General features: G+C 64.9%; 10 protein-coding genes and 1 pseudogene. All 11 read right to left on the minus strand.

The genetic code is table 11. The features are described from left to right. Positions 1-487, minus strand: a pseudogene (locus ACFC3J_RS18945) (sugar transferase); the annotation flags it as partial. 74 nt (positions 488-561) lie between these two features. Beyond that, positions 562-2457, minus strand: coding sequence for an XrtA/PEP-CTERM system amidotransferase (locus tag ACFC3J_RS18950; RefSeq protein WP_375197627.1), 1896 nt, complete (start codon positions 2455-2457; stop codon positions 562-564). 90 nt (positions 2458-2547) lie between these two features. After that, complete coding sequence (gene xrtA / locus ACFC3J_RS18955) at positions 2548-4101, minus strand: exosortase A (protein ID WP_375197628.1); 1554 nt, start codon at positions 4099-4101, stop codon at positions 2548-2550. Continuing rightward, a complete protein-coding gene (locus tag ACFC3J_RS18960) occupies positions 4101-5324 on the minus strand; it encodes a TIGR03087 family PEP-CTERM/XrtA system glycosyltransferase (RefSeq protein WP_375197629.1) in 1224 nt (407 codons plus the stop codon). The genes xrtA and ACFC3J_RS18960 overlap by 1 nt, the downstream gene beginning before the upstream one ends. Beyond that, positions 5321-6382, minus strand: coding sequence for a FemAB family XrtA/PEP-CTERM system-associated protein (locus tag ACFC3J_RS18965; protein WP_375197630.1), 1062 nt, complete (start codon positions 6380-6382; stop codon positions 5321-5323). The genes ACFC3J_RS18960 and ACFC3J_RS18965 overlap by 4 nt, the downstream gene beginning before the upstream one ends. Beyond that, complete coding sequence (locus ACFC3J_RS18970) at positions 6379-7224, minus strand: XrtA system polysaccharide deacetylase (RefSeq protein WP_375197631.1); 846 nt, start codon at positions 7222-7224, stop codon at positions 6379-6381. The genes ACFC3J_RS18965 and ACFC3J_RS18970 overlap by 4 nt, the downstream gene beginning before the upstream one ends. Positions 7225-7232: 8 nt before the next feature. Continuing rightward, the gene (locus ACFC3J_RS18975) at positions 7233-8471 is read right to left on the minus strand and encodes an XrtA/PEP-CTERM system-associated ATPase (protein ID WP_375197632.1); all 1239 of its coding nucleotides are present in this window, start codon (positions 8469-8471) and stop codon (positions 7233-7235) included. Between the two features lie 30 nt (positions 8472-8501). Then, positions 8502-10085, minus strand: a complete 1584-nt coding sequence (locus ACFC3J_RS18980; RefSeq protein WP_375197636.1) for a hypothetical protein — start codon at positions 10083-10085, stop codon at positions 8502-8504. Between the two features lie 2 nt (positions 10086-10087). Continuing rightward, positions 10088-11017, minus strand: a complete 930-nt coding sequence (locus ACFC3J_RS18985) for an exopolysaccharide biosynthesis protein (RefSeq protein ID WP_375197633.1) — start codon at positions 11015-11017, stop codon at positions 10088-10090. 12 nt (positions 11018-11029) lie between these two features. Then, positions 11030-12541 carry an XrtA system polysaccharide chain length determinant gene (locus ACFC3J_RS18990; RefSeq protein WP_375197634.1) on the minus strand — a complete coding sequence of 504 codons (1512 nt, stop codon included), beginning with the start codon at positions 12539-12541 and terminating at the stop codon, positions 11030-11032. 2 nt (positions 12542-12543) lie between these two features. Next, positions 12544-13188 carry an XrtA/PEP-CTERM system exopolysaccharide export protein gene (locus ACFC3J_RS18995; RefSeq protein ID WP_375197635.1) on the minus strand — a complete coding sequence of 215 codons (645 nt, stop codon included), beginning with the start codon at positions 13186-13188 and terminating at the stop codon, positions 12544-12546. Between the last annotated feature and the right edge of the window lie 65 nt (positions 13189-13253).

Here is a 13253-nt window from a genome sequence, read left to right on the forward strand (position 1 = left end):
CTTCCATATGCGGCCCGGTTTCGATGGTGACGCCATCCATGATAACGGCGGTGAGGTGCGGCACTTCACCCAGCAGCCGCGCGCCCAACCGAGCGATCGCCAGCCGCACCAGCGTCACGCTGACAGCGGAAATGCCAAGGCCAACCACGAATGTCAGACGCGAAAGCTGTTCGGCGATCTTGCCCAGGTAGACGATCAGCAGCATCAGCATCGCCGCCTGCGCCAGCGCCAGCAGCCCCCGGAAAATCCCGCGCCGGATATTCTCCAGCATGTGGATGCCATAGGCCCCGCCCTGCACCGCCAGCAGTATGTAGAGCGGCGCGACCATGGCGAACATGACAAGGCCGTGCGGCTTGCCCGGTTCACCCGCCCATGCGCCCAGCACCAGCCGGTTCGCGGCCAGAAATGACAGGAACAACCCCGCCATGTCCCCCAGCAGACACAGCAGGTAAAGCCGCAACCGCAAGATTTCCTTGGACACTGTCACTTTGGGGCCTTGATTGAACTTCCGTGACGCCCCGTTGGCACTGCTGGCTGCCGCTGGCAAGGGCCTGCGCCGGTTCAAAGGGCAAAGAGCCGCGTCAGCGCCTTGTCCAGCATCAGCAATTGCCAAAGCAACCGGCCATGATCGGCCAATCCCGATTTATGGTCGGCCGCGACCTTGCCCAGCATTTTCGTATCGAACCAGCCGGTCTTGGCCAGCGCCGATCCCCCCGCAATTGCGGTCGCTTCACCAGCGAGCGGTCCGCGAAACCACGCACTGATCGGCGTCACGAAACCCATTTTCGGGCGATAGAGAATGTCCTGCGGCAAAAACGGCTCCATAGCCTTCTTCATGAGATATTTGCCGCTATTGCCGCGAATTCTCTGGGCGACGGGCAGACGCGCCGCGAATTCGACCAGCCGGTGGTCAAGCAATGGCTCGCGGGCCTCCAGACTGACGGCCATGCTCATCCGGTCGGTCTTGGTCAGGATATCGCCGGGCAACCAGATGCGGATATCGGCATATTGCGCCCGGTCCAGCGGATCGCGCGCAGGCGCGTCCGCCATCGCCCTGATGTAGCGATCCTCCGCCCGATAGGCGCCAAGCCGCGCCTTCATGTCCTGGCTGAACAGCCGCTGCCGCAAGGCATGGGGCGTCACCCCGACCGAGGCGGCGTAGGCTTCCCCGCCCTCCCCCGCCAGTTCGAGGAAGGTCGATTTGGCGCGCAATGGGCGCGGCGCCCAGTCGGCCTTGGGATAATAGCGCCCCAGCGTCCCGAACAAGGGCTGCCGCAACGACGCCGGGATCAGCCCGCGCAGCCTTTCCCCCTGCATCTGGAAGCGGTGGCGGCGATAACCGGCAAAGGCTTCGTCCGCGCCGTCGCCCGACAGCGCCACCGTCACCTGCTCCCGCGCCAGCTCGCACACCCGATAGGTCGGCAGCGCCGAGGCATCGGCGAAAGGCTCGTCAAAATGCAGCGCCAACGTGTCGATCAGACCATAATCGTCAGGCGAAACGGTTCGCGCTCGGTGGTCGGTGGCGAAGCGCCGGGCTATGCGATCGGCATAGTCGGTTTCATCGAGTTCCGCGACGTCAAAGCCGATGGTGCAGGTCTTGACCGCCTGCTTCGACGCTTCGGCCATCAGGGCGACCACACTGCTGCTGTCCACGCCGCCCGACAGGAAGGCGCCGAGCGGCACGTCCGCCATCATGCGGGAGCGCACCGCCTGCCGCATCAGCGCGACAAGCTCCTCCTCCAGCGCCTGGGGCGATGCCTTGCTGCGGTCGGCAAAGCTGACGTCCCAATAGCGCTGCGGCTGAGGCAGGGCGCGCCCGCGCACGAGGCGCAACGCCTCGCCCGCGCCCAGCTTGCGCACGCCCGCCACCATGCAGGCATCGTCAGGCACATAGCCGTAGGCGAGATAATCCTCGACCGCCGAAAGGTCCGGCGCGCGGCGCAACAGGGGATGGGCGAGAAGGCTTTTCAGTTCCGACCCGAAGATCAGGCTGCCGTCGGACAGCAGGGCATAGTGGAGCGGCTTCACCCCCAGCCGGTCACGCACCAGCCAGAGCGATTGCGCCCTCGCATCGAACAATGCAAAGGCGAACATGCCGTTGAACTTTTCGACGCAGGCCTCGCCCCACTGACGATAGCCATGGAGAATGACCTCCGTGTCGCTGTGCGTGCGGAAGACGTGGCCCTTCGCCTCCAGTTCGGCGCGCACCTCCATGAAATTGTAAATCTCGCCGTTGAAGACGACTGCCAGACTGTCATCTTCTGTCAGCATGGGCTGCGCGCCGCTGCCCAGGTCGATGATCGACAGGCGCAGATGGCCCAGCCCCACACCCGGCGCCGTCCATATGCCGCTGTCGTCCGGCCCGCGCCACGGCATGGCCTCCAGCATCAGTCCGACCCGCGCCGGGTCGACCGGCTTGGCCGTTTCAAGATGGAAAATGCCCGCTATTCCGCACATGCGAAGGGTCCTAGAGCATTTTGAAGTCAGCTGGAACAGTCGACAGCCCGCAAAATGCAGCAAACAAAAGGTAAGCCGCTACAGGTTCGATCAATGGGATCGAGCCAGATGCGCCTGGCTTCCGAGGCTGCGGTCAGCCAAATCCTTCACATTGCCAAGATCCTGCAGGAAAGTGCTGATCACGGCATCGGCGGACTGGCCCGGCTTTTCCTCCACGGACACCAATATCGCGGCTGCGCGTTGATCTCCTCCCAGCAACCGCGCCTTCATCGTCTCCAGTTTAACCAGATGGGCACTCCCGGTCGGAGCACCGCTCCCCACCCTATAAAAGCTGACGACATGACGTACGGCGCGGCGGGGACCCATGATCTGCTCACCGCGCCCATCAGCCGGAGAAGGCGCGGGTTGTGACCATGTCCAGCCGCTATCCGCGCCGGCGGCACCCTGCCCAAAGCCGACCAGTTCGCGGCCTTCGTCCTGCCGGTCATAGGTGGCAATGGCCAGATCGACCAATTGCCCCGCAGCGTTGCGATAACGCGCCATGACCAGATGGTCCGCCCCATCGAAACGCGGGCGCCAGGGCGCAGACGCGGGTTCATCGCTCCGCATCCAGCCCTTGGGCTGCGGCATGACGGGCGCACCGGGCAGCGGCTCGCCCGCAGCCGCGCTTGCCGCCATCCAGAGCGGCGCCGCGACGATCAGCATCAGCGCAATCGCGGCCACCATGCCGGTTTTCGATGCCCGCGGCGCCTTCGGCTGCAAGCTTTGCGGATCGAACCAGGGATCGCCGGGCTTGCGGTCGAAAAGGGGCCATGCGATCGCCATGACCAGCATCATGATGATCGCGAAAAACACCCAGCCATAGACGACATGATCGAAGCCCGCCGCCGCGTCGATGCTGGTAAGTTCCGCGACCCAGATCGTCGCGAAGGCGCGCACGCCATTGGCAAGGATCGACAGGGCCAACGCCCCGATCATGAAGGACATGCGCCGCGACCAGGCGGTGAAGCAGAGATTGCACACCAGCAGGCCATAGGCCGTCATCGCGATCACGAACTTCGCGCCGGAACAGGCCTCCGCCACCTCGAAATAGCCGTTGGGGGTGGTGATGAAGATGCCCTGCATATGCGCGGGCACGCCGACGATCCCCAGCAGAACCATGCTGATATGCGCCGTCACCAGCTGCAACGGCGCGACGATTTCCTCGCCGAAGGGCACCATGAAAAAGGCGTAGAACAGCGGAAAGAGCAGCGCCCGACCCACCGCCGGGCCCAGCAGCGCGACGACCGCACCCTGCCCCATGACCACCAGCGCGCCATGGCGCACGACCGCAACTCCCGCCGCAGCGCCCATCACCCACGCGAGAGCGCCCAGCGCCAGCCAGACCAGCCCCGGCGCCCAGGCCGCCGGCTCAAGCCGTCTCAGCCCCGGCAGGCGCTGCTGTATCAGCCAGCCGACCAGAAAGGGAATGAACAGGCAATGGCCATAGGTGGAGGCATGCCACCAGATCGACGCCATGGCCAGCCAGTCGCGATGGAACAGCAGCAGGATCGTCGCCGCCACGATGGCGAGAGCCGTCAGATGCCCGCGCCAGCCGGTCAGGCCGCTTCCCTGCCACGGCCCTGCCGCAAGAACGCGCTCCATCACGCGGCTCTCATATTCACCGCGGGGCCGAACAGCATGTCCTGCAAGGCGGCCAGCGTCGAGGACCAGCGATAGCGCTCCTCCATCCGCGCCCGCGCCGCCTTGCCCATATGTTGCGCCCGCTCTCCGTCAGAAAGCAGGGCGATGACCTTTGCGGCCTCATCGGCCGGATCGGCGGCGATCAGCAGATGCTCCCCATCCCGCGCATCGATGCCTTCGGCGGCCTGGGGCGAAGCGACGACGGGACGCGCCATGGCCATCGCCTCCAGCACCTTGTTCTGGATTCCCCGCGCAATGCGCAGCGGCGCCACCACCACATCCGCCGCCGCCAGCCAGCCGCGCACATCCGGCACCGCGCCGGTCACGATCACGCCGGGCAGCGCCGCCAGCGCCTGAACCGGCTTGACGGGATTGCGCCCCACGATAGCGAAGCGCGCATCGGGATGGACGGCGCGGATGGCGGGAAAGGCCTGTTTCGCGAAGGTGTCGGCCGCCTCGATATTGGGCCGGTAGTCCATCTGGCCGGTAAAGACGATCAGCGGCCCGTCGCCATGCCCGATGGCCGGGAATTCTGTTCTGGGATCGAAATAATCGAGCGCCACGCCATTATCGATGGCGACGATGCGATCGGGGCCAAGGCCGCTCGCCTGGCGGAACAGCGCCGCCTCCGCTTCGCTCACAAAGGCGCAGAGATCGGCCCGCTTTGCGACCGCCCGCTCGAAGTCGAACAGCACCCGTCCCTCGCGCCGGTTGATCCACGCCATCGGCCCGGAACCCTGCGCGCCATAAGCGGCATATTTGGCAGAGTCGAAATCCACGAAATCCATGACGAAGCGGGTGCCCTGCGGCAGCAGCGGCACGAAATGCCCCATCTGCGCCGAATAGGTGACGACCGCCGCGATGGGTCGCTCCGCCAGCGTCTGCGCGACCCAGCGATGCAGGGCCGGATGATCGAACAGCGACACCAGCAGCGACTGCCCCGTCGCCAGCCCCTTGAGGCCCGCCGTCATGCGCGAGCGATCCCGCATCAGCACGCACTGGCTGGCGGTCATTTTCGCCATGTCGGGCGCAAAACCCATGTCGCGGGCATCATCCGCAAAGCAGCCAACATGCACCGGAGCGAGCTCAGCCATCCGCTTCAAAAGATGATAGGAACGAATCTTGTCCCCCCGATCCGGCGGAAAGGGAATGCGGTGACAGAGAAAGAGTAGCTCGCCCTTCACCCCAGACCCCGCGCAATGAAGGGGCCGATCAGGTTGGCGATCGGCAGCGGCAATTTCTTCCAGAGATCGATCCGGCGCTGATATTGCGGGCTGTTGGGGTTGATGTCCCGCCGCCCACCACTCGCAGACCAGCTATGATAAGAGAGCGGCACAGGATCGAAACCGAAGCTCTTCTTCCATGCCGCCTGTCCGCTGCCGGCCTTGGACCGGCCGAAATCGAAGACGCTCATGCCCCGGCCCCGGCCATGCGCCATCAGCCGGTAATACATGAGTTCGTTGGACCGCAGCCGCCGCGCATCCGCGATCCCACCGCCCCAGAAGGGCATGACCCGCCCCTGATGATAAAGCGTCAGCACCGCCGACACCGGCCGGGCGCCTTCATGAACGATGAGGATGTCCGCATCCTCGCCAAAGGCCACCAGCACCTCGCGAAACAGCCGCGCCGGAAAGACCGGCGTGCCCAGATTGCGCACGCTTTCCGAGTAGACGCGATAATGCGCCTTCAGATGCCGCGCATCCCGGCCCGTTTCGACCCGCAGCGCATCATTCGCCAGCGCCTTGCGCAGTTCTGCGCGATGCTTGCGCGGCACCGCGAGCAGTTCTGCCTCATCATCCGTCGCGATCGGTCGCGCAAAGCCAACATGGCTGCCCTCATGGAGCGCCCAGCCCTCTCCCGGCACCGGCCCGCCGCGCAATTCAATCGAAGCGATGCTTCCGTCCCGCGCCATACCCTCGCAGGCCGCGGCAAGCGCGGATACCGCTGCCGGATCGCTTGCCAATATTCCGCCATCCACGGCAAAGCCCGAAGACACCAGCGCATCCCCGAACAGGGCGCTCTTCACATGGTGCAGCGGCAGCAGTCCTACGATCTGCCCCGAATGCGCGACCGCCGAAAGCATATGCGCCCGATGGCCCGTGCCTCGCGCTACTCCCTGCAGCCATGCGGGCCGATGAAAAGGCGTGCCCTCGGGATGCGCCATCACGAAAGCGTCCGCCGCCGCCCGCTGCGCCGGATCAGCAAGGTCGAGCGCCGTGACGAAAATTTCGCCCGTCCTCATGCCGCCCGCTCCGCTTCCTGCGCAGCGACCGCATCCACCCGCGTCCATTGAAAATCCCGCGTCAGCCGCCGCAGCTTGGCGGCCATGACGGACAGATTGGCATAATGCCGAAAGCGCGACCGCAGCGACGCGCCGTCGACGCGCGGCTGGCCGGGATCGATCTCCCAGGGATGGAAATAGATGATCGCGGGTCGCTTATCCTGCGCATTGACCTGCCGGATCGCCCAGCGCGAAAAACCATAGGGCAACAAGCGGAAGAAGCCGCCTCCTCCCGCCGCCAGCGTGCGCCCGGCCAGCTTCGCCGTCGTCACGGGCAACTCTACCAGCGGCGATCCCTTGACCGGCTTCCAGGCAAAGCGCGGGCTTTCGGGCCAGCCATAATGATCGTGCCGGACCGGCGCGACGCTGCTTGAATAGGCATAGCCCTCCTCGGCCAGCACCTCATGTGCCCAGGGCGTCCGTCGGTCGATGGAGAAGCTCGGCGCGCGATATCCGGTCACCGCCTGCCCCCCCGCATCCTCCAATATCGCCCGCGACCGGCGCAGATCGGCGCGGAACTGCGCCCCGTCAAAGGTAAAAACCCGCGCATGATCATAACCATGGCTGGCCACCTCATGCCCTCCAGCGACGATCCTCTGCATCAACGCCGGGTAACGCTCCGCAACCCAGCCAAGCGTGAAGAAGGTCGCCGTCACGCCGGCCTCCTCGAACATCGCCAACACTTCGTCGGTGTTGCGCTCCACACGATGGCTCAGTCCCGCCCAATCCTCGCGCCGGATCGTGCGCTCGAACGCGCCGACCTGAAACCAGTCCTCGACGTCAACGGACAGGGCGTTAAGCATGGGTCCGCTCAGGCGGCGGCGCTATGCTGCGGGTTGCCGATCCGCTCCTCGCGCTCCACCCATTCGACCAGCATCGTCAGCACCCGGCGCAGCGCCGTATCCTGTTCGGTCACGCGGAACTCCAGCGTGGAAAGCCGTTCTTCGATCAGCGTGAAACAGTCCTTGAGCGCCTCAGGATCGACGCTCGGCGCGGCGCGGGCAAAGTCATTTTCCGCCCTCAGCGTATCAATCTCCGCCCGAAGCGCAGCGACCTCTGCCATCTGATCGGCCGCCGGTTCCGGCCGCGCGCTGCGCAGATGCTCGACTTCGGCGCGCAGCGTAGCGAGATCATCCGACATGACGGGATCGACGACCGACGCCGGCGCGGGCTGGGGCATCCCGACCAGTTCCTCGGCGTCGTCCAGCACGCTATGCGTCATCGGCTCGGGCGTGACGTCGGCATCCGCGCCCATATCGGTCACGACCGCATAGACCACCTCCGCATCGATGACCGACAGCTGGTCCAGCGCGCCCAGCAGCAGCACCCGGCTCACCAGAACGTTGATCCGCCGAGGTACGCCGCCGGTCGCGGCATAGATGGCGTTGAAGGCCTCGGGCGTGAACTGGGGATCGCCGTTCCAGCCGACCAGCGAGAGGCGGTGCAGGATATAAGGCTCGACCTCCCGACGCATCATCGGGTCAAGATGATGGGTTGCGATCACGCGCTGGCGCAGCTGCTCCAGTTCGGGCGACTTGATGAGATCGCGAAACTCCGGCTGGCCGAGCAGGAAGATCTGCAACAGCGACTGGCCGCCCAACTGGAAGTTGGACAGCATCCGCAGTTCCTCGATCGCCGAAATCGGCAGATTCTGGGCCTCGTCCACGATCAGAAGCGAGCGGCGGCCGGTGCGGGCCTGCGCATGCAGATAGCCCTCGATCTGCTTCAAAATCTGCGCCTTGGGCATGCCGTCCACGGCCAGCCCAAAGCTCTGTGCGGCCAGGCGCAGCATGTCGTCGCCCTCGACCTGGGTCGAGACGATCTTCACCGCCGTCAGCCGGGAGGGATCGATGGTGTTCATCAGATGCCCTACCAGCGTGGTCTTGCCCGCGCCGATATCGCCGGTGATGACGATGAAACCCTCGCCCTGCGCCAGTCCATAGCCCAGATAGGACAGGGCCTTGCGATGGGTCGCGCTCTCGAAATAGAAATGCGGGTCCGGCGTCAGCTGGAACGGGCGTCCCTGCAATCCGTAGAACTGATCGTACATATCCATCTCTCCACCCGACCGGGCTTTAGCTTAAAATGTATAACGCAGGCCGACCTGGCCCATGGCGTTGATGAGCGCGTCGAAATCATCGGCCTTCGTGCTGTCCACGCCGACCGAAGCCGAGGCTTGCAGGTTGCGCGTGACGAGCCGGTAATAGCTGGTGAAGGCGCCCAGATTCAGAACATCCAGCCGATTGCCGCTGGCGTCGAAATAATTGGCGTAGACCGCCGTATCGATGCTCGACTGGCCGTCGATCCGATAGGTCAGCGAAGCATTGCCATACCAGTTCTGGTCCCGGGTGCCGCGCACGAATATCGTCTCGCCCGAAGGAGTCACGAACTTGCGCTGGGAATAGCCAAGACCGATCCCCATCCCCCACGGCCCGCGTTCCGCCGCGAATTGCGCCGCGACGCCGCGATAGCGGAAGTTGGCGCCGGTGACCCCGGCCAGCGCATCGTTGAAACATTGTCCGCCGCCGCTGGTCGAGAAAGCGCAGCCGGTAAAATCGCCGGTGAAGGGATTGCGCACGATGTTGAGGTTGCTGCCCGAAAGCGCCGCCACATCGGAGGTGATGATCCGCCCGAAACTGTCGATCCCGTCGAACACGACCAGAGCGAAGGATTTGCTGCGTCCCTGCCAGATGAAGCTGCCCGAATAGGTCATGCCGCCATAGCGCTCGCCCACCCGCGCGGTCAGCGAGGTGCGGTGGCTGGGCCGCCAGAGGACGCCGACATCCCAGATGATATCGTCGAAATCATAGAGGAGCTGGCGCGGCGAACTTTTGTCCGTGACATAACGGCCGCTCGACGAAATCACCGGCAGGCCGTTGGAATCGAGCAGCGGCGAACGCTGGCTGATCTCCATATCCTCATAGCCGACACCGCCGATGAGGGCGAGCGTGGGCGAGACGGGCAGCGTCGCATCGATCCGACCCCATTTGTCCTCGAACCGCTGATCGAGCTGGCTCGCGTCCTCCCGGCTGTAACCGGCGCTGGCGACGAGACCCAGCGGCATCCATACGCCCGGCCCGACGCCCACCGATCCCATCAGGTCATGGGTCGTCGAATCCGCAAAGGAGCTGCCCCGCGGCGCACCGGGGAAATCGACGTTGACGTCATCCTCAACCCGCGCATAGCCCAGCCGATAGGAAGCCTGGATGTCGAGATCGCCAAGCCGGGTGGTGTAAGACGGGCCGACATAGCCCGCATAGACCTGGCTGCTAAAGCCGTCATTGCGCACCGAAGCGCCCGACAGGCCGTCCGTCCGCACCCGCGTCGCAAGGCCGCCGGCATTCAGCGTCAGCCCTCGCGCCAGACCATATTGGCCGCTGACGATACCGCTGATGATATCCTGATCGCTCAGCTGATCGCCCCAGCCGAAGCTGTGCGCATATTGCAGGTCGGCCGAAGCCACCATCCGGCGCGTCTGGATGCTGGCCGTCACGCCCGCGGTGACATTGGTATAGGTCAGGACGTCGCCGCCGCCCTTGATGGGCGCGACCACGACCTGATCAATGCCCAGATAAGGCGTGACGTCGACCTTGCGCTGTTCCTCCTGCGCAAAGGCGGGGAAGGTCAGTGCGATCCCCGCGAGAAGAAGGGCGATGCGAGACATTCTCACCCCGCATGCTCCTTGGCATAATAGCTGCCAAAGCGCCGTCCGCCGGTGGAGAAGCGCACGCCGTTGAGCAGCAGCTTCACCTGACCCGCGCCTTTCAACAGGCTTGCGGCATCGCGCAGCGCGCTTTCCGTGGTCCGGTCGGCGCGCACCACCAGCAGCGCGACCGCCACATGGCTCGCCAGCACCGCAGCCGGTGACGCCGCCAGCAAGGGCGGCGAATCGAACAGGACGATACGGTCGGGCCGCCCTTCCGTGAGCCGGTTAAACAGCACTTCTGTTCGCGCGGATGCGAGAAATTCCGTGTCATTATTGCTCCGCTGCCCCGCAGGAAGGACGGAGAGCGCCGGAATGTCTGTGCGCAACACGCAATCTTCGATCGCGATGGCCGGATCGGCCAGCGCGTCCATCAGGCCCGGCCCGGCGGTCAGCCCCAGCGCGTCGGGGATGCCCGGCTTGCCGAAATCGGCGTCGACCAGCAATATTTCCCGCTCCTTCTCGGCCGCGAGGCTGAGCGCGAGATTGATCGCGCAGAAGCTCTTGCCTTCGCCGCTCTGCGCCGAACAGATGAGGACACGGTTGCCGCGCTGGCTGGCCGCCAGTTCGGAAAGCAGGTCGCGCTTTAGCAGCCGGAACTCCTCGCTCATCGCGGTCACCGGACCATCGGGCAGCAGATAGCCCCCCTCGACCAGCGCGATGCGGTCGATGACCTGTACCGGGCCGGTCCAGTCCGGCGCGCGCCAGGCCGCCTCCACCGCCTCAAACGCGGCGGCAACCGGCGTCGGTGTTTGCACCATCGGCACCACCGGCTCATCCTGCGGCACTTCAACCACCGGAGCTGCACGACCGCTCAGCGCTGCGCTGAAGTCGTAAATCTGCGTCGCCCGCTCGATCAGCGAGCCACCGGAAAGGGACTTGGGCTTGTTCATCGTGCGTCCCCTTCAGGCCAGCCCGCGCTGGACAAATTCAATGACGATCAGCAGCAGGCAAAGCGCGGCGAGGCCACCGCTTGCCCCCGCGAACCATTTCAGGCGCTGCTTTTCGATCGCGGCCTGCCCCGCGCTTACCGTCTGGCTGATCGATCCGATCACCGGCACGCCCAAGGCCCGCTCCAGCCGGGCCGCATTGGCAAAGCCGCCCTTGAGCTGCGCCATGGCAAAGGCCGAACCGATGCCTGCGCCGAGCCCAAGGATCAGCACGCCGAGCAGCAACAACGGCCGGTTCGGCGCAGTCGGCGCAGTCGGCAGGCTTGCCGGGTTGATGACGCGGAACTGGACTGAACCGGTTTCCGACTTCACGTCGCCGCGCAGGCGGATTTCCTCGCGGTCGGCGAGCATCTTGTCATATTGGGTCTTGAGCACCTCATAATCGCGATCGAGCTTTTCCTGCTCGGCGGCGAGGCCCGGCTCATCGGTCTGGCGAGCGGACATGCTGTTGAGATCAGCCTGCAACTGCGCCTTGCGGGCGGAAAGCCCCTGCACCGTCGCTGCGCGTTCGGCCTGCATCGACTTGATCGACAGATAGGCGGGATTGGGCGTGCTACCAGCACCGCCGCCCGCCTGTCCGCGCAGCAGACTGACCTGCCGCTGGGCCGCAATCACATCAGGATGACTGCTGGTGAAACCCCGCGCCCGCATCGAGGCGAGATCGGCCTGCGCCTGCGCGAGAGCGGAAGGACCGCCCGAAGACCCCACGCCCGGCAAGGTCTGCGGCGTGCCCGCCAGCTGCCCGTTCATCGCAGCGAGAGCGCTCTGCGCCTGCACCAGCTGCGAATCGATGCTGTTGATCTCCGACCGGGCAGCGTCCATCCGCTGGCCGATCGACCCTGCGCCCGGCAGCATCCCGGCATAGCGTTGTTCAAATTCCACGCGGCGCTGTTCGGCCGCGGCCAGTTGCTGACCGCGCTGAGCAAGCTGCTGATCAAGGAAAGCAAGACTCTGCCTCGTCTCGGCCTTGTCGGACGAAAGGTTCGCTTCCTGAAAAATGTCGACCAGCTTCTGCACGATCTGCTGCGAAATGCGCGCGTTGGCGCCATCCGACAGGCTCGAATCGGCGGACTTGGCGCTGATGTCGATCATGCTGGGATCAAGCTGCGCCATCACGGTGATGCCCTCGCGCAGCGCCGTGATCTTCGCGGCAATGTCACGCGGACCGTTGACTGTCTGCCGAAGGTCGGTTTCCTTGACCACCCGCTCCAGATTTTCCGTACTGGCCAGCGTCTGTCGCACCCGGTCAAGGTCCTGCTGCGACTGGACCTGGGTGATGCCGACCTTATCATCCAGCAGCGACTGGGTCTTTACATAGACCCGCGCCTTGGACTCGTAGCTGTTGGGGATGAGCGCAATGCCCAGCCAGCCCGCCATGCACACGCCCCACGCGACCGCCAGCGCCAGCCAGCGCCGCGTCCATATGCCGTGCAGGATGACCAGCAGTTCGTCGAGAAGCGCCGCCATCGTCAGAACATGCTTTCAGGGATGATGATGACGTCACCCGGCGCCAGCATGACGTTCGCCTTGCTGTCGCCGCGCTTAAGGAGATCGCCGATGCGGACCTGATATTCCTGCTGCTTGCCGGTTTCGCGGTTGAAGCGGACCAGTCGCGCCTTGTTGCCCGCCGCATATTCGGAAAGGCCGCCCACCGAGATCATCGCATCAAGCAGCGTCATGTTCGCGCGATAGGGGATCGATGCGGGCTTCTCGGTCGCGCCGACGATCCGCACCTGCTGACTGAACGTGCCGGAGAAATTGTTGACGATCACCGACACCAGAGGATTTTCGATATATTTGCCGAGCGCGACCTTGAGATCATCGGCCAGTTGCCTGGGCGTCTTGCCGACAGCCGGCATGTCAGAAATCAGCGGCGTGGTGATGCGCCCGTCAGGCCGCACCTGCACCTTTGCCCCCAAATCAGGGTTGCGCCACACGAAGATGGTGAGATCGTCGAGCGGTCCGATGACATATTCCTCGCCCGGCCCCTCCTGTTGCGAAACGAAGGAAGCGGGTGGCAACTGGGCGCTGCCGCCCCCCGTCGCGCAGCCCGAAAGGGCCACGGCAGGCAGCGATACGCCGATCAGGAGCCTGGAAATCCGCTCAAAACGCATAAATTCACCCCTTTTTGCGGCCGCGCACACGCCAAATGCGGGCCGTCAAGCACCTGGCTTCGACG

This window comes from Sphingobium sp. (assembly GCF_041987595.1).
Lineage (GTDB): Bacteria > Pseudomonadota > Alphaproteobacteria > Sphingomonadales > Sphingomonadaceae > Sphingobium.

Bases quoted from the DNA above. Each gene is read 5' to 3' on its own strand.
- ACFC3J_RS18950 (WP_375197627.1), bottom strand. From the start codon at position 2,457: ATGTGCGGAATAGCGGGCATTTTCCATCTTGAAACGGCCAAGCCGGTC.
- xrtA (WP_375197628.1), bottom strand. From the start codon at position 4,101: ATGGAGCGCGTTCTTGCGGCAGGGCCGTGGCAGGGAAGCGGCCTGACC.
- ACFC3J_RS18965 (WP_375197630.1), bottom strand. From the start codon at position 6,382: ATGAGGACGGGCGAAATTTTCGTCACGGCGCTCGACCTTGCTGATCCG.
- ACFC3J_RS18970 (WP_375197631.1), bottom strand. From the start codon at position 7,224: ATGCTTAACGCCCTGTCCGTTGACGTCGAGGACTGGTTTCAGGTCGGC.
- ACFC3J_RS18975 (WP_375197632.1), bottom strand. From the start codon at position 8,471: ATGTACGATCAGTTCTACGGATTGCAGGGACGCCCGTTCCAGCTGACG.
- ACFC3J_RS18980 (WP_375197636.1), bottom strand. From the start codon at position 10,085: ATGTCTCGCATCGCCCTTCTTCTCGCGGGGATCGCACTGACCTTCCCC.
- ACFC3J_RS18985 (WP_375197633.1), bottom strand. From the start codon at position 11,017: ATGAACAAGCCCAAGTCCCTTTCCGGTGGCTCGCTGATCGAGCGGGCG.
- ACFC3J_RS18990 (WP_375197634.1), bottom strand. From the start codon at position 12,541: ATGGCGGCGCTTCTCGACGAACTGCTGGTCATCCTGCACGGCATATGG.
- ACFC3J_RS18995 (WP_375197635.1), bottom strand. From the start codon at position 13,188: ATGCGTTTTGAGCGGATTTCCAGGCTCCTGATCGGCGTATCGCTGCCT.